This window comes from Bacillus gobiensis, from assembly GCF_001278705.1.
Lineage (GTDB): Bacteria > Bacillota > Bacilli > Bacillales > Bacillaceae > Bacillus > Bacillus gobiensis.
The window spans coordinates 491,929-508,987 of the sequence record NZ_CP012600.1 but is presented as its reverse complement, the minus strand read 5'-3'; the positions used below and the strand labels follow the sequence as shown (position 1 = coordinate 508,987).

At 38.7% G+C, this 17,059-nt stretch carries 13 protein-coding genes; 5 read left to right on the top strand and 8 right to left on the bottom strand.

Features of this window, described 5'->3' with window-relative positions; translation table 11 throughout:
- Positions 1-21: 21 nt before the first annotated feature.
- A complete protein-coding gene (locus tag AM592_RS02500; RefSeq protein WP_053602313.1) occupies positions 22-1,239 on the bottom strand; it encodes a hemolysin family protein in 1,218 nt (405 codons plus the stop codon).
- 778 nt (positions 1,240-2,017) lie between these two features.
- Here AM592_RS02500 and AM592_RS02495 point away from each other — a divergent pair.
- Positions 2,018-3,373 carry a hemolysin family protein gene (locus AM592_RS02495; RefSeq protein ID WP_053602312.1) on the top strand — a complete coding sequence of 452 codons (1,356 nt, stop codon included), beginning with the start codon at positions 2,018-2,020 and terminating at the stop codon, positions 3,371-3,373.
- 33 nt (positions 3,374-3,406) lie between these two features.
- Here AM592_RS02495 and AM592_RS02490 read toward each other — a convergent pair whose 3' ends face one another.
- On the bottom strand, positions 3,407-4,006 hold the full coding sequence (locus AM592_RS02490) for a lysophospholipid acyltransferase family protein (protein ID WP_053602311.1): 600 nt from the start codon (positions 4,004-4,006) through the stop codon (positions 3,407-3,409).
- 217 nt (positions 4,007-4,223) lie between these two features.
- On the opposite strand from AM592_RS02490, the gene AM592_RS02485 reads away from it, so the two are divergent.
- From AM592_RS02485 to AM592_RS02475, 3 genes are read left to right on the top strand one after another with little or no spacing between them, the layout of a single operon-like run.
- Positions 4,224-4,715, top strand: coding sequence for a sigma-70 family RNA polymerase sigma factor (locus AM592_RS02485; RefSeq protein WP_053602310.1), 492 nt, complete (start codon positions 4,224-4,226; stop codon positions 4,713-4,715).
- Positions 4,708-5,778: an anti-sigma factor gene (locus AM592_RS02480; RefSeq protein WP_053602309.1), complete on the top strand. Its 1,071-nt coding sequence runs from the start codon at positions 4,708-4,710 to the stop codon at positions 5,776-5,778. The genes AM592_RS02485 and AM592_RS02480 overlap by 8 nt, the downstream gene beginning before the upstream one ends.
- On the top strand, positions 5,769-6,059 hold the full coding sequence (locus AM592_RS02475; RefSeq protein WP_053602308.1) for a hypothetical protein: 291 nt from the start codon (positions 5,769-5,771) through the stop codon (positions 6,057-6,059). The genes AM592_RS02480 and AM592_RS02475 overlap by 10 nt, the downstream gene beginning before the upstream one ends.
- A gap of 55 nt (positions 6,060-6,114) precedes the next feature.
- Here AM592_RS02475 and AM592_RS02470 read toward each other — a convergent pair whose 3' ends face one another.
- Positions 6,115-6,819: a MerR family DNA-binding transcriptional regulator gene (locus tag AM592_RS02470; RefSeq protein WP_053602307.1), complete on the bottom strand. Its 705-nt coding sequence runs from the start codon at positions 6,817-6,819 to the stop codon at positions 6,115-6,117.
- Positions 6,820-6,968: 149 nt separating this feature from the next.
- Here AM592_RS02470 and AM592_RS02465 point away from each other — a divergent pair, with 149 nt between their 5' ends.
- On the top strand, positions 6,969-7,466 hold the full coding sequence (locus AM592_RS02465; protein ID WP_053602306.1) for a DUF6022 family protein: 498 nt from the start codon (positions 6,969-6,971) through the stop codon (positions 7,464-7,466).
- Between the two features lie 65 nt (positions 7,467-7,531).
- Here the strand turns inward: AM592_RS02465 and AM592_RS02460 are convergent, their stop codons facing one another.
- The 5 genes from AM592_RS02460 to AM592_RS02440 form a co-directional block, all read right to left on the bottom strand.
- A complete protein-coding gene (locus AM592_RS02460; protein ID WP_053602305.1) occupies positions 7,532-11,062 on the bottom strand; it encodes a 5'-nucleotidase C-terminal domain-containing protein in 3,531 nt (1,176 codons plus the stop codon).
- A 138-nt stretch (positions 11,063-11,200) separates the two neighbouring features.
- Positions 11,201-12,259 (bottom strand): PQQ-dependent sugar dehydrogenase, encoded by a 1,059-nt coding sequence (locus tag AM592_RS02455; RefSeq protein ID WP_225970321.1) that lies wholly within the window; start codon positions 12,257-12,259, stop codon positions 11,201-11,203.
- Positions 12,260-12,624: 365 nt separating this feature from the next.
- Entirely contained in the window at positions 12,625-14,058 is a 1,434-nt protein-coding gene (locus AM592_RS02450; RefSeq protein WP_053602304.1) for an MDR family MFS transporter, read from the bottom strand.
- A 766-nt stretch (positions 14,059-14,824) separates the two neighbouring features.
- Positions 14,825-15,901 (bottom strand): glycosyltransferase family 4 protein, encoded by a 1,077-nt coding sequence (locus tag AM592_RS02445; protein ID WP_053602303.1) that lies wholly within the window; start codon positions 15,899-15,901, stop codon positions 14,825-14,827.
- Positions 15,902-15,951: 50 nt separating this feature from the next.
- Positions 15,952-17,040 carry a glycosyltransferase family 2 protein gene (locus AM592_RS02440; protein ID WP_053602302.1) on the bottom strand — a complete coding sequence of 363 codons (1,089 nt, stop codon included), beginning with the start codon at positions 17,038-17,040 and terminating at the stop codon, positions 15,952-15,954.
- Positions 17,041-17,059 lie beyond the last annotated feature (19 nt).

Below are 17,059 nucleotides of genomic sequence, written 5' to 3'. Positions count from 1 at the left end.
TCTTTAAGGGTCAATTTATGCTTACTGCTCGTTCATACGGGATAGATTCACCCGGCTTCTTGAATTTCGCTGATTTAACATCAAACCTCCAATTGCATTATGCTCTTCTTCTATAAAATTCGGCTGAGACTCAATTGTGCCATCTAAGATGAAAGAATCATCTGTTTGTTTCTTAGTTAACAATTCTTCGTTCTTATTAAATTCATTACTGCTATCGCCAACAATTTCTTCGAGTATATCCTCGATCGTAACAAGTCCCGCCGTTCCTCCGTATTCATCAATTAAGATGGCCATTGGAATACGTTCCCGCTGCATCCTTTTTAATAATTCACGAAGAGGTATGTGTTCGTTAGCTTCGATGACAGGACGTGTATAATCTTTTACAGAAAGCCTGCTGACTTCATCATCGCTCATAAACATTAAATCGATAAAAAGCTGCTTCGTATTCAGCATTCCGATAATATGATCCTTATCACCATTTTCAACAGGATATCTTGTGAACTTCTGATGCGAAACAGTTTTCAAAACATCAATTATGGACATATCATTTTTAACGGCAATCAATTTCGTTCTAGGTATCATGATATCTTTTGCAATTTGCTTATCGAACTCAAATATTTTATTTACGAATTTATATTCAGATGGATTAATTTCCCCGCTTTTTAAGCTCTCGGATAGAATTAATTTTAATTCTTCCTCGCTATGGGCTTCATGCTCAGAAACCATCTTCAAACCGAATATTCCTGTTAAGAGCCTGGCAGACCCGTTTAACACCAAAATGACAGGGTACATCATGATATAAAAAAAATGAAGCGGACGAGAAAACCATAAAGTAAGCTTCTCTGATTTTTGAATCGCAAGCGTTTTTGGTGCCAGCTCACCAATCACGACATGTAAAAATGTAATCGCGCCAAAAGCTGTTCCAAAGGTAATAATGCTGACAAGCGAATCCGGAAGGTTCATGTAACCAAATAAAGGACGAAGCAATCTTTCAAAGGTAGGCTCACCCAGCCAGCCAAGGCCTAATGCTGTGATGGTAATTCCAAGCTGGCAGACTGACAAATATTGATCCGAATCCTTCGTTATTTTCTTTGCAAGTACTGCCTGCTTATTGCCTTTTGTAACGAGCTGATCGATCTTGGAACCTCTTACTCTAACAATTGCAAATTCTGATGCGACAAAGAAAGCTGTTAAAGCAATTAGAATGCCAATATAAATCAGATTATCTATATCGTCCATTTCGTCTTATCCGGATGGATAAATCGCCACCTCCTAAAGGAATTCCATTCTCCCAAAAAGCAGATGTCCCGTTTCTGGTAATATTGTTATCCAGAGGGCCCCATCGTACCACCTCCAAGACAAAATATGTACATAAAAGCTCCAATCAATATCTAAAGCTATTCCTTATATTTTAGCACAAAATTTCAGAATATTAAGTTTTTAATTTAACTTTATGTACGGCTGGCGGATATAGACATTATGGATATTTACTTTTTTATGATCTTTTTTTAAAACTGTTCTCTTGTATAATCTCATTACAATATATTAAACTATTCTCATAACTATCACGTTGTTCGGATAAGGAGGGATTCAGGTGGGGCTGAGAAATATCGTTTCGGCAGGCTGACAAAAGAAAGCAAAATACAGCAATTGTCTAATCTTGTATTCTTAGTAACTGGCAGCATGTTTACTAAGCTGCTACTACGGGAAAAATTTGCTTTAAACAGCTTCAATTTGTTGTTTGCCGCAAGCAGCAGTGAATGGCCCCGTCCGAATTCAAATTGAGGGTGAGGTGCCAAATCTTCTCAACTCAATTAAGATGAAATTGATCGCAATTCAACTAATAGCTTTTTTAGATCTATTCATATTCGATTTCAACGGAAGAAAGACAAATGAAGCTTTCTTCTATATACATCGGCCATTCAATTTTTATACCGCTGTTTAAGGCAAATGATTTTTAATCTTTCATTAAACAGGAGGTGTTTCCTTCATTCTGACTAAAGAATGAAGGCACTAATTGGAAATAGTTAATTTGATAATAGTCGCTATACTTATAGCTTTTACTGCGTTTTTCGTATCTTCTGAATTCGCGATTGTTAAATTGAGAAGCTCCAGAATCGATCAGCTGATAGCAGAAGGTAACAAACAGGCAATTGCAGCCAAGCACGTAACGACTCATCTTGACGAGTATTTATCTGCATGCCAATTAGGCATTACGGTTACTGCTATGGGTCTAGGATGGCTCGGGGAACCGACAATTGAACGAATGCTTTTGCCGTTATTTGAGCATTGGCATTTACCAGAATCTGTTTCGCATATTATTTCGTTCGCTATCGCTTTTGGCAGCATGACATTTTTGCATGTTGTCGTCGGTGAACTGGCGCCTAAAACGCTTGCCATCCAAAAAGCGGAACAGCTGACTCTTGTGTTTGCAAAACCATTGATTTGGTTTTACAGAATCGCCTTTCCTTTTATTTGGATATTGAATGGTTCAGCTCGTTTGTTATCGAGGGCTTTCGGATTAAAGCCTGTTTCAGAAAACGACATCGCACACTCAGAAGAGGAACTTCGCATCATATTGTCTGAAAGCTATAAAAGCGGCGAGATCAACCAATCTGAATTTAAATATGTAAACAAAATATTTGAATTTGATGACAGGCTTGCCAAAGAAATTATGATTCCGAGAACGGAAATCAGCAGTCTTTCAAAGGAAATATCAATAGAAGAAATGATGTCTCTAATTAAGGAAGAAGGATATACCCGCTATCCGATCGAGGATGGCGATAAGGATAACATTATTGGCATCATTAATATAAAAGAGGTATTAACGGCATGTATCAACGGCGATGCATCGAAAGAAGACTCTATCTCGAGTTTTATCAATCCGATTATTCATGTCATTGAAACGGTGCCAATTCATGAGCTGCTTCTCCGCATGCAAAAAGAACATCTTCATATGGCAATATTGACGGATGAATACGGAGGAACAGCAGGCCTTGTGACCGTGGAAGATATCATCGAAGAAATTGTTGGTGAAATCCGGGACGAATTTGATATTGATGAGATCAATGAAATTCGCAAGATTGAAGACGGACATTATATCCTTGATGGAAAAGTTTTAATTAATCAAGTCAACGAATTATTAGGAATTGAGCTTGAAAATGAAGAAGTAGACACGATAGGCGGCTGGTTCTTAACCCAAAAATATGATGTGACTAAAGGTGACTCCATTAGTGAGCAAGGATTTGAATTCATTATAGCCGAGATTGACGGACATCATGTCGCTTATGTAGAGGTAAAAAAGCATTCTGAAGATGATGAAATCGAAACAAAGAAAGAAGAATATATAAAAGCGCGTGAACAAGAAGCTTAATGTAGAAAAAGACACCGTTACAGGTGTCTTTTTCTACATTTGTTGAAGCTTTTTCTCAAGCTCCTTTATTCTCTCATTTAAAACATCCGTCATCATTGATAGCTTTTCTTTTTGCTTATATTCCGCAAAATCTTCCGGATAAATTGGTTCTCCAATAATCAGTTGCATTTTCCCTTTTTTGAATAAGTCTTTTTCATTCGAAGGGCCGCTGTAAGCTGCCGGAACGAGCGGACTTTTGCCAAGCTGGGCAATCGTAACGGCTCCTCTTTTTAACGGAACGTCCTCTGATGTTCTCGTTCCACTGGGAAAAATGCCTACTACCTCTCCCTTTTTTAAAAGCTGAATCGGGGTTTTAATGCTGCTCGGTCCGGGATTTTCCCGATCCACCGGGAACGCATGTATACTCTTAAGAAAATTTCCGATTAGACTTTTAGCAAAAAGCTCTTTTTTTGCCATATAGTGAATTTCATAGGGTATAATGCCAACCCCCAGTGCTATGACATCTACCCAGCCGGAATGTGTACATGAGATGACAAAGCCTGAATCTGTGGGTAAATTTTCTTTTTGATATACTTTAATGCCTCCGCGTAATCCTAGGATTAGCTTTAAAGCATAGACACAGAATTTATACATAATGCACGTCCTTTTTATAAGATTCATCGTTTGATAAATTCCCATTCATATTATAACAAATATTTAATACCTGGTACTAAAAAAATTAAAAATTTAAATGGACTTCATTTTTCTTTCATGCCATTTGATATTATAATAAAATTCGGCTTAAAAATCTTTATTCAGGTGCAACTTCGTGCCTTCCTTAAGCGTGTATTAAGAGAGGGGAGACAAGGCAGTGACGATCGATGAGATTTATCAACTTTATATGAACGATGTTTACCGTTTCCTGCTCTCCATGACCAAAGATAAACATTTAGCAGAAGACTTATTACAGGAAACCTTTATAAGAGCTTATATACATATTCACTCTTATGACCACAGCAAGGTAAAGCCTTGGCTTTTTCAGGTTGCAAGAAATGCCTTTATCGATTATGTAAGAAAACATAAAAAAGAGGTTACCCTTTCTGATGACATTATTTCCAGCCTGTTTCAAACCGCCGTTAAGAGCCCGGCACATGAAATTGAACTAAAGGAAGTTTTGACAATGTATATGGCCGAATTGCCTCAGAATTATAGGAAAGCCTTGGACTTGTATTATTTAAAAGAATTAAATTATAAAGAGGCATCAAATGTTATGAACATAACAGAAGCCAACTTTAAAAGTATATTATTCCGGGCAAGACAAAGGCTGAAAGCATTATACAACAGAGGTGTTCATGATGAATGAAGAGTTAAAAGCACGATTTGACAAATACAAAAATGGCGAAATGACAGAAGAAGAAATGGTTGAATTTGAAGGCGAGCTTGAAAAGCTGGAAACCTATCAAATGCTTCTGGACGAAGAAATGTTTGATGATCCAAACGAAGCTTCCATCAGTCCAGAGAAACAAAGAGCAATTCTTCAATATGGAAAAAACAAATCATATTTACGTATTTCCGTACTTGCCATTATTACAACATTAATGATTCTTCCTGTATGCACGTTGGGCAGCTATCTGTACTATGGTCTTGGAGGCAATTCCAGCAAAGGCAGTGAATTTATTCATACTGCAGCGATTACCCTTTCACTTACCGAGCCAAATCTCCAAATTGATACTGCAAATATTAAGAGCAGAGTAGAGCTGTTTGGTATGAAGGCAGATTTCCCTTTGCAAAGGCAAGTCGGGAATGAGCAGAAAGCAGCAGGCCATGAAGAAATAGCACTGCTGTTAAATCGAATCAAGAAGCCGAATAAAAGCTTTTATTATCAAGAAATTAATGATAATGACCGGATTTTCATTCACCCATCGAAAAAAGAAAAAAATGCTGTAAGAAACGCAGAATCCATTTTAAAACAACTGCCAGATGGAACGGTATCAGAGGCTTTCCTATCATTTGACCAAGCATACTCGACAAAAGAAATATATGAGAAGCTAAAAAAGTATGACATCCGGGTGATCTGGAAAGCAATCGAAACAGAAGCCAATTCGCAGGACCGACCTTATTCAAGGCCCATTGGTTTTCCTGGAAAAGATTCTGCCGCTATAACAACAATGACCAATCAGGTATCACAATCAGAGGATCAGCAATTCGAAAGTGCTCTTGCTTATATAACAGAACACCATAAATGGGCGGAATCAATAGCTGACCGCAAAGACTTAATCTTGAGTGAACGGCTTTCTTACATTAAACAAAACGGAGTTAATGTCTACGGAGTGGTTGTTACAGGCCCAACTAGAGAAATCGAGCATTTAATCCAGTCAGAGCCTATAAATGCAGCGAAATTGGGTGAGGTGGAATTATGGAATTAGTAAAAATATTTAAAGAACATAATGTATTTGGCTGGATATCCTGCGGTACAGCAGTCATTTCCCTGCTGCTATTGAATTTGGCCATTTTAAGTGACGTCACCTACTATACATTTCAAGCGATGCCATTCTCCATGGCAGCCATTCCATTAGGCATAATCGAACTAATTATAAAAAAAGGAAGAACTGGCCCCGGTATCTTAGGCATAATTCTGAACGTATTTGTTATTGCTTGCATATATACGATCGCTTCGATAAACATTAATTTAAATCTAACTTTTTAGCAAAAAGAGAGGGATTTCGCATCTCTCTCTTTTTTCATTCCTAAATTTCGTATTGCTAATACAAATTTAGCATTTCACATAAACGATAGAAATGAAACAGTCCATATAATTGTTCCTGATTACGCTTATTCAATTGCTTTTGAATATCAGAAACAATTATTTTCGCTTTATTAAAATCCCCTCCATCCAAGTTTTTCATTGCTTTTTTTAACTGCATAATCTCTTGGGAATAAACAGCGTTTTTCGTCGTTTTCATTAATAAAATTTTGATCATTTGAAACCTGTCAAATAACCGATAGTTATTATTTTTGTCCCGTATTGAAGTGATCAAGCCCTCTTTTTCCCAATACCTCAGAGTGGAAGCAGGAATTTGTGTTTTGGTGGATATGCTGCCAATTGTCATATACTTTTCCATTCTGAACTGTTCTTTAATCATATTTTCCAACATAGTTATTGCTTTTTCTGTTGTTTTTTTGTCCTCGTAAATAGCTGCTTGGGCTTTATTAATGATCCAGAGAGCAGAGTCCAGATCTTTCAGTTGTATGCTTTTAAGCACAATAGATGTAATCTCCATTCCAAATCCAGGAGACATAGCCACAATACATTCAAAATATGCAACGTGTTCCTCAGTATAAACGCGATAACCAGTGGATAATCTTTTGGGAGGAGGAACCATTCCCCGTGCTTCGTAATTTCGTAAAGAACTTGTGCTTATTTTCAGCCTTTTTGCTATATCAGCCGGCCTTAATTTATTTGACATTCACTGCCCTCCCCTCGATTATGAATACCTTTATATAAAGTTTTCTATATACATGACTATTATTTCAATGGATATTTTTCAAAACTTTAGCATTTGCTTTAATGTTGTACGATTGGTATGTAATGTAAAAAAATGACGGAGGGATACATATGACAATAGTAAATATTAAGCCTGAGATGTCAATTGAAGAGCTGGGACGAGAGCTATCTGGTTATATAGAAGAACACTGGAAAAAAGTCCTGGAGGAAAATATCGATGAGTTCAAATCACTATTTCCTGAATATGAAGACGCAACGTATGGCATGTATTTAGATAAGCTTATCCCGCCAGTTTGGAATGAGCTGGCGAAAAACGGCTTTCATTCTGCAGAAGAAGTTAAAGAAAATGATTTTGTAATTGCTGGCTGCTTAAACTTTAGGAATTCAATTGAAAAAGCCAAGTGGGGAACACCAGATCATGAAATGCGTGTATTTTGGATTGTCATTCAGAACAAACAGAAAAATAAGATCGGCACTATTATTTTTGAGATCTCTCACTCGCACGTACAGTTTGATCTCCCTGCACCGCCAACGATTACTGCATTTGCAGGTATTGAAAGAAAAGAAATCACTGCGAAAATTCACCAGCTAAAAGAAAGGACTAATTAAGTGAAATTCACGATGATTAGAAATGCTCCGGAGGATACCGGTCCAGTCCGGAGCATGAAAATAACTTAAGATGTCTTTCTTCTTATTAGTAAAATAGATCCGCCACCTGCTAATAGAAGTCCTAGTAAGATAAAGTGATAGGTTTCAGTTGCTGTATCAGGTAACTCATTCTGATTATTTCCTGAATTCGCCCCCACTGGTTCCGGGTCTGGCTGCGGATTCGGGCCTGGCTTCGGATCCGGGCCTGGCTGCGGATCCGGGCCTGGCTGCGGATCCGGGCCTGGCTGTGGATCCGGGCCTGGCTGTGGATCCGGGCCTGGCTGCGGATCTGGATCTGGCTTCGGATCTGGATCACAGCCACAGGTTGTCAATTTAACGATTCTGCCTTCAGCCTTATAATTAATCGGTCCTGTAAAGCTTTTTGCAAAATTCACTGTAGCCTCTATATCTTCAGGACCAGTTACAGGATTTTTTCCGAGCTGGCCGATTGGAAGATACTTAGAGCCTGTTGCTGTTTGCATAAAGTTATTTACTGTTACAGTATATGTCTTTTCAGGATCAATCGGGTCTCCATTCGGCATAGTGATTTCCGTTACTTTTCCAGTAACCGTGCTCCATTTGTATTTAAATCCGCTAATGCTGTAGTCAGGGCCATACTGTGGCGAGATTTGCGCATTCATAATCTCAGTAAGGTCCTTACCTTTTATCTCCAGCTTAACGAGCACGTTGTTAAATGGCTGAACATTAAAGAGTTCTCCCCATGTAATGTCACCTTTGTCAATGTTTTGACGGATTCCTCCACCATTCATCAGCGCAAAGTCAGAATTCATTTGCCAGCGCATTCCGTCGGCAATAAAGTTCCCTAAAGCATTATCACCGTCATTGGAATAACCGCCTGACATCCCAATGTCTGTCGTACCTACCACCTCATTAATGATTGGCTCAACCTGTTTTCCATAGTTTTCAAGAATACTTGCAACTGCTGGATCCGGTTCGATTTTTGACTGGTTGACAAATTCAATTTCTGCTTGCTTCTTCACGATATCTTTTGTTGCAGGATCCAATTCTAAATCAGTAATTCCGATTGCTTTCCCATACTCATTCGCTTGCACGATGAGTTTGCCATCGACGAGGCCATTCGCCACCATATGGTCATGTCCGCCAAAAATGACATCTACCTCATCGTTAACGCTTCTCGCCAAATCAGCAGACTCACCCACGATCTCATTCCCATTTTGCTTAGCAGTCATATGGGCTAAAACGGCAATCGCTTCAACTCCCTGTCCTTTTAATTCATTGACAGATTCATTGATTGCTGCAGCTTCGTCAGTGAATTGAAAATTTTTTATTTCCTCTGGCATCACCATTCCGGCAGCGGACTGTGTAACGACCCCGATAAAGGCGACTGGAATCCCATCAACTTGAATAATTTTATAAGGCGGCAGATAATCCTCTCCTGTGTCCTTATACTTACAGTTGGCACAAACAAGCGGGAAATTTTGCCCGTCATATCCTTTAGTCCCCTTGCCTTCAGGATGCTCTCCTCCATTAAGCATCCGCAAAAGCTCATTTGTGCCTTCGTCAAATTCATGGTTTCCTACTGTCCCTACGTCAAATCCGATTTCTTCCATAATTTCAACGGTCGGTTCATCCTGAAACAATGATGAAACGGGTGAGCTTCCGCCAATCATATCTCCTGTATGAACGATCAGCGTATTCTTTTGCTCTGCTTCCCTTTTCTTAAGATATGCCGCTGTATAATCCATCCGCCCAAAGGTTCCAGGAAGAGGATTTCCGTTGATCACCGGATCCTTAAACACCTGATCAATTTTTCCATGAAGATCGTTCATACTTAAGAGTCTTAAAGGGACATTATCATCTTCAGGCTGGTCTTGTTTTGCCTTGTAGCCTGCACCTTCAGCCTCCTGTGACGAAGCAAAAAACACGCGGGTTTCGACTGCTACTTCTTTAAATTGTTCCGGCTTAACATATGTCTTTGTGGAAGAATCGCCCACATATCGTAAGAGGCCTTTCCCTTGTTCCCTCGCTCTGAATTCAAACGGCAGCTCCTGCAAAGGATCTTCAGAATTCCAGATTCCAAGCTTATTTTCTTTTGCTTCTTTCACTGCATCTTGATAGAGCTTGTAATCCTCTTCGTTATCTACCGGCCATATAAAGTAAGAAACAGCTTTCCCTTTTTTGACTAGGTCTAAGTTCGTGTTTAATCCGTCGCTTTTCCGGATAACCTGGGCGAGCAGCCTGCCGTAGTCATCCTTTGTTTCTTTCCCTACTTTAAGGGAAACTTCATCACCAGGTTTGAGAATGGAATTCAAATAATCCTTTGCCTGATTTCCGTGGCGCAGCTGATTCTCATCCATTTCATTTTTAGGAGTGTGATAGGTTTCAGGTGTATCAACATTTACATATCTGACTGTATCCGCTCCTAAAACAGGAGTTTGCAGCTTGATCGTATCTCCGTCAACAACACGTTCTACCACTGCTTGATAATTATCATCAGGTCCCGGAGGTTCGGGTTGTTCAGCCAAAAGCTCAATGTCCCCGGCCTTTCTCGGCAATACTTGATACGAATTGTATTGTCCTAAAATACCGGTGAAATCATACCACTTGCCTTCCTCGATTGAATCAATGGCTCCGGTACCTTGCATAATTCTCAAGGTAATACCCTCTAATTGATCATTGATAATTGCAACGCTGTATCCTCCACCTGCTGCAGAAGATGGTTTTTTATCGACATAGCCCCTGACTTTAATAAGCTTGCCTTCATATGGCTCGGCAGTTTCACTTGCCAAAAGATCATGAATGGGTAGTGAAACTGGTGCCGGAAGTGCGTTTCCGCTTGAAATAACCTCTACTGATTCCGGAACGATTTCAGTCAGTTTATTATACTCGGTGATCTTTCCGGAAACGTTAACCTTCATCCCTTCTTTTAATTCAGGAAAAGTCCCTTGGGATAAATTGAACACGTTTATTCCGCCGGTTTTGTCCTGTATGTAAGAGGTATATTGACCCGTATTTCCGATGGCTTTTGAATCAGTCGTTACAATCCCCTGCACTTGAACCGTTTGGTTTTGCTTTGTTTTAGCCTCGTCAATATTAGTGATACCGGTTTCAGGAGGCGGCGCTTCTCCCCCGTCATCTACAAATTCTATCGCAGACGGACTTTTCAAACCGGGAATTGTAAAATACGGCTCTAACTTCCCGGTAATTTTCACTTTTTTCCCAATATTACCCGGATTTGCTGCTAGCCCGAATTGATCTCTATATCCTGCAGTAAGCTGAACCGGAAGAATCCTTGCAGTGTCCGTTTCGTCTTTGCTATCTGCAATGGCAAGATTATAATTGTCTTTAAATGGCGGATCCTTTTGAATCGTTGTTTTACTTACCGTATACCCAACAATATAGCCTTCAACAGTTCCTTCCCCTTGATTATTGCCTATTGCATCGGCAACTGATAAGGATGTTTCCGATTGTACCTCTGCATTTGCCGCAGGTACAACATAAGAAAGAGTCCCCGGTACAATTAATGCCAGAACCAATAGCAGCCTTACAACAGGCAATTTCGTCAGCCTCTTCATGTTTTTCCTCCCTTTTTTTCATACAAATAAAAAATATCATCGAATTGTGTAGAAATAGTATTTTAATTGTAAAAATAAAGTTATTTTGAAAAAAAGAGACTAATGACACTTATTTTTGGCAAAAAAAGCGGATTACATTTATGGCAATGCAACCCGAACGAGGCGGTCATCTGTTTCACCCTTTGTTCCTCTTCCATCTCCATTGTTTGTAATAAAATAAAGATGATCATCTATGATTTTTACATCTCTGATCCTTCCATAGCCATCCAGCCATTTGGAAACTTCAGCTGTTTTCGGATCAATGGTATAGATCCCTTCTCCTCTAAGAGCGGACATATATATGGTATTAGCATCTGCCTCGATTCCTGATGGAGCCCAAGTCGTTTCACCCGATTGGACAAGCGGAGCCTGCATTCCTTCTTGTGTTTCGTCTCCTTCTATTAACGGCCAGCCGTAATTTTTACCAGGTTCGATTTTGTTGATTTCGTCGTGAGCAGATTGACCATGCTCCGAACTGTAAAGATCATTACCGATCCATGCCAACCCTTGAGGATTGCGATGGCCATAGCTGTATACCGGGTTTCCGGAAAATGGATTATCCGCCGGGATGTCTCCGTTTAACTCAACACGAAGAATCTTTCCTGCCACATTGCCGGGGGCTTGTGCTGAATCCGGAACACCTGCATCCCCGGTTGTAATATAGAGCTTTTCATCAGGTCCAATTGCAAGCCTGCCTCCATTGTGAAATGTAGCTCCCGGAATATCAGCCATAATGGTTTCCGTTTCCGTCCAAGTTCGATCCTCAAGCTTTACTTTAACCACTCTGTTCTTCATTTCATTGTTATCCAAGTAGCTATGATAAATAAAAGCTTCACGGTTTTCACCAAAGTCTGGATGAAGCACGAATCCTAAAAGTCCGCCTTCCCCTACTGCATGAACCTCTTCCTTAAGCTGAAGCTGCATTTGTTCAACTTGACCATCGATAACCGAAGATATCGATCCATTTCTCTCCGTTAAATAAAATGTGCCATTGAATCCAGCAATATTCCACGGGATATCTAAATGCTCGGCAATAACCTCGTTATCCGGTGATTCAACTCCTGGTGCGGTTGTTTCACGGGGCTCCTCATCCGGTTCATTTTGGGAACAGCCCGTCATAAGCAGCAACAATAAGAGTAACGACAGCTTCTTATACAAAAAAATCCCCCTTTTAATAGCCTGTCCGATTTTTCTTCCTTTTCTTCTTCCACATGATTATGGGGATGTCCTCTAAATGAGACGGAAGATTCGAGAGATTTGATGAAAAACTAATCTTTCAAGCTCCAGATTTTCTGCGATTTTCGTCATGCTGGCAATGGAACTATAGAATACGGACTAACACGGTTGTCATTATTTATTCATCCCATCGATAGAATAAAAAAAGACCCTTAAAGGGCCTCATGATTTAGCTAAATTGACATGTTAAGAGATTATCACATTGTTTTCTTCTAGAGAGTTAGTCGTTAACGTCAAGTTGCTGGAGAAGTTATGCTTATTCACATAAGTTCTTTTCAATACAACAATTACTTAGTTTCAACCTGTTTCTCTCTCTTTAAAGTAAGTGCTAATAAGAAAGAAACAACAGCAAAAACCAGAGCTGCATAATAGACAGAATGAACTCCTTTTGTCATGCCTTGTATTTTGAGAATCATTTTATTCGCTTCAGACGACTCTTCAATAAAGTGTTGAGATGTCATTGTCATTACACTTGTATAAAGAGCTGGACCGATGGCACCTGCAATTTGATTAATTGTATTCGAAATGGCTGAGCCGTGAGCGTGCAGCTCTTTCGGAACTTGGTTTAGTGCCAGCGTCATAACAGGTCCAACGGTTAGTCCTACGCCAATCGTAAAGAAGGCATATAAAATCATAGCTTCCATTGTGGTTGTTTCACTCGAAATGCGAGTAAATAAACCTAATATAAAGAGTAAAAGAACTAAACCAACGATTAGGAGCGGTTTAAAGCCAATTTTATCAAATAATCTTCCCCCTATCATCGCGGTGAAGGCGAGAGTTATTCCACCAGGTAGCATAAGTATTCCGGTTTCTAAAGGAGATAACTCAGCAGCCGTTTGAAAATAGAGAGGTAAAATAAGCATCATCGAAAACTGGATCATCATGATCAAAAACATCAAAAAGATGGACCGAGAAAAAATAGATGATTTAAATGGCTCCATACTAATCAGAGGAGATTCCATCTTTGTTTGTTTTTTCACAAAAACAGCAAGGGCTATCACTCCAATAGCAAGTGTAATCCATACAAATGGATTGCTCCATCCAGAGCCTTCGCCAGCTACACTAAACCCATACACGACTCCTCCAAAACCTAGAGTAGAGAGAACAACAGAGGGAATATGAATGGTTGGTCTAGAAGTTTTCAACACGTTTTTAAGTTTATAAACGGCAAACAATAATATAACCACTGCTGCGATAAAAAGTCCTAAGAAGATAATGCGCCATGAGTAATATTGAATGGCTAAACCTGAAAGTACAGGTCCTATGGCCGGCGCAAATAAAATTGCTACTTGAAATATCCCAATCACTGTTCCGCGCTTATGTATGGGTACAAGCGTTAACATCGTACTCATGACTAATGGTAAAACAATGCCTGTTCCTAGGGCTTGAATCATTCTGGCTATTAACAGTACCGAAAATAAAGGCGTGATAAGAGCCATAAACGAACCAACTACATATAAGCCCATTGCTGTGATAAACAACTGTCTAAGCGTAAATCTTTGAATCAAAAAGGCAGATATGGGAACTGATATTCCAATAATCAGCATATATCCCGTAGTTAGCCACTGAGCGGAACTTGTACTAACATGAAAATTTGAAATGATGTTTGGTAAGGCAACATTCATAACCGTTTCACTTATTAAACATAGGAAATTCCCTAAAATTAAGATGAAGAGAATAAGTTTACTTTCCCTGCTCATCTTGTCTTCACTGATTGTCATAGTCTTTCTCCTTCTGTATAGATATCGAGTAATAAAGTCAAAGCTTGTTTTTATTAATTTTTTCTTTATCTCCATTTGACAAACCCATATGAAGTTTCGGCATGCCACGAGCAACAAGTCGAATAGACGACGCTAACAAACACGGGTGACGTTTTGTCCGTTCACTTTCCGGACGATCCGCCCATTTGTGATAACAGCTTCGGGGAAACATTCATCACTTTGCACATCTTCTCTACACAATTTGAAGCGATTCTCCTAGATGAATGAGAAAATTACCAGTGGTCTTTCGCGAAGAAGTGTATAGCATTTTTTTATAATGGCATTCTCCTCCTCCAATTCACGAATTCGCTTTTGAATTGACCCTCTGATATTCTACTTGTTTTGGTCGATCCTCATTTGTACCGTTCTTCTTTTGAAATCTTCATCATACGTTTTTCTCTCATGTAGACACCTCAAATGTTTATTTAGTTTATCATAAACTATGTTAACTTTTTTAGTCTAATATCATTACTCATATTCATACAATTTGATTTCCTTTAATTAGTACAACTTTGCTTAAAACAAAGGAGGTTGCTAGGAGGCTGACTCTTCACCTCTTACAACCCTCTCCGAATATTTTCTTATAAATCAGCAAGAACTGATAAATTACATCTTCAATAAAACAGGCTAACGCGTATGTCAGCCTGTTTTGTTATTTGATATTCAGATAGTTCGGGTCCTTCAAAATACAAACCATATGAAGCAGAAATGCTTGCGGACTCCGCAATTATTCAGTCACACCCAATGCCGTAAGCATATTTATAAAATTATGGCTGTATTGATCATGGCTAAAATTTGTACTTACATGGATCAATCCATTGGAGCGTATATATTCTCTTAATTCCACATTGGTCATTAAATCAATCGCTTCTAAAACTGCTTGCTGTACATTCCCTAATATATAATACTTTCCAGTTTGGTTGTAAATAACAGAGCTTTTCACACCGTCAGAATTCGTCGTTAAAATCGGACACCTGCAGCTTAAAGCTTCCAGGGCTGAATAGGGAGCGCCCTCCACCTTGGATGTCATACATAGAAAACCACCTGAGTCTCCGATTATCGAAAAATACTCAGCCATTTTTGCATTTGGAATATTTTCAAAGATTGAAAGATTATTTACTAAGCCTAACTGATATATCAATTTTTCAAATTCTATGCGTTCATGAGGAACAGAAAGCGTTTTGTCTTCAAACATATATAACTGTATATTCGGGTTAAATTGATGGATGAGCTGATGGCCGATGTGGAGGAATTCTCTCCAGTTTTTATTATCTTCAATCCGGCCAATCCAAGCGATGATTGGATGTGGAGCTTGTGGGAGCTTTTGATAACCAAATTGACCTGTATCGAAACAATTATTGAAGCTGAATTTTGGGATCGCGGGAAATAATTCGTCCATCAAATCTACAATATGCGGAGTTTTAGGATTGAGTAACGCATTTGCATGACTGTTGATTGCGGGACTGCCGTTAGTGAGGAATTCTCTTGCAAATTTTTTTGAACCTAGACCTTGAATTTCTATAATTAACTTTCCTTGATAGCCTAAACTTCTGAATAATGGCAGAATATTATAATCAGAGACGATAACAATAGCACTATATTGTCCATTGTCTAATATTTCTTTAATCATTTTTGGATCTTTTCCAATAAAAGTAGGACCATCAAAGTGATTGACCATATCTCTCCTAGTTTCATAATACAGACAATGGCAGTTGATATTGAATTTTTTCAAAGCTGCACATCTCTGACGGTTCAAAGTTTCAACCCCGCCGCTTGGTATATAAAAAACAAATAATACGTTCATTCAATTCCCCTTAAAGGAGCCCACCTCCAAAAAAATATGAGTTTTCTTGTTTAAGCCTTCCTGTAACCGAGACTATTCGAAATGTTTAACATATTAATTAATTTGGTTAGACATAAACTATCTTTTAAATTATAACCTTTTGAATATAGTAATGTGATGGCGGTCGATGTCGTATTCATATGATGCGAGAGGTTTAGTTCTGCTTCAGAAGTTTCTATCACTCTAATTCTGACATCAGTTATCCCCATATTTACCAATTTGTTTCTTACCTGATGCGTACAGTCTAGTATGATTAACAAGTAGTGAGAATAGTATTGTTCCAATAGATTTTCTATATCTTCAAATGTTTTATCATCGAGAGTGAATACAGGAAAAAGAATGGTTGTTTCGTATGGTATCCCTCTTCGTTTACGAGCTTTATCTCTGGCTGAATTAAACTGGTCCCGCCACCAGCGATGCTTTATATCATCAGTATGAATCTGTCTCGAAAGACTTAATGGTGAATGAAATCTGTAACCCATCAGATCTTCTGCTACAAATTCAATATCACAAATTTCTGAGAGACGCAGCCAATATTCATAATCCTCGACTGGCTCGAGATAATATCCGCCGGTTTGCTGTGCATAGATTTTTTTATACATAAAGGAGGTTCCAATAAAACCGGCATCCAGCATGTCTTCTTTCTTACAATTTCGTTGCCATTCACGGAATCCATCTTGTTCGGATTTGCTATACTTGCAGTTCCCGTGTTCATCTATATGATCAAAACAACTATAATCAAGTCCAACATTTGAAGGTGCATTTATTAGTTTTTTACGGAGCTTTTTTATAAAATCAGGATATAAAATATTATCACTTGATCCCCATGTTAAATATTGAACCTCATCTATAGTAAATAAGTAATCAAATCCAGTGTTCAGAGCCTTTGAAATTCCCTCGTTGACCGGCTTTTCAATAATTGTTATTCTTGGATCATTTTGATAAGAATAAATAATGTTCCTCGTCTCTTCATTTGCACCATCAATTACAATTACTAGATGAAATTTTTTGTAAGTTTGTTGGAGAACTGAATTTAAAGCCAATATTAAATAATGAGGATCTTGGTTATAAACCGGCATTACCATTCCAACGTCGTTCATTGTATTACCTCCGAATTAG

Coding starts and splice junctions, on each gene's coding strand:
- AM592_RS02500 (WP_053602313.1), bottom strand. CDS start 1,239: ATGGACGATATAGATAATCTGATTTATATTGGCATTCTAATTGCTTTA.
- AM592_RS02490 (WP_053602311.1), bottom strand. CDS start 4,006: ATGTATAAATTCTGTGTCTATGCTTTAAAGCTAATCCTAGGATTACGC.
- AM592_RS02480 (WP_053602309.1), top strand. CDS start 4,708: ATGAATGAAGAGTTAAAAGCACGATTTGACAAATACAAAAATGGCGAA.
- AM592_RS02475 (WP_053602308.1), top strand. CDS start 5,769: ATGGAATTAGTAAAAATATTTAAAGAACATAATGTATTTGGCTGGATA.
- AM592_RS02470 (WP_053602307.1), bottom strand. CDS start 6,819: ATGTCAAATAAATTAAGGCCGGCTGATATAGCAAAAAGGCTGAAAATA.
- AM592_RS02465 (WP_053602306.1), top strand. CDS start 6,969: ATGACAATAGTAAATATTAAGCCTGAGATGTCAATTGAAGAGCTGGGA.
- AM592_RS02460 (WP_053602305.1), bottom strand. CDS start 11,062: ATGAAGAGGCTGACGAAATTGCCTGTTGTAAGGCTGCTATTGGTTCTG.
- AM592_RS02450 (WP_053602304.1), bottom strand. CDS start 14,058: ATGACAATCAGTGAAGACAAGATGAGCAGGGAAAGTAAACTTATTCTC.
- AM592_RS02445 (WP_053602303.1), bottom strand. CDS start 15,901: ATGAACGTATTATTTGTTTTTTATATACCAAGCGGCGGGGTTGAAACT.
- AM592_RS02440 (WP_053602302.1), bottom strand. CDS start 17,040: ATGAACGACGTTGGAATGGTAATGCCGGTTTATAACCAAGATCCTCAT.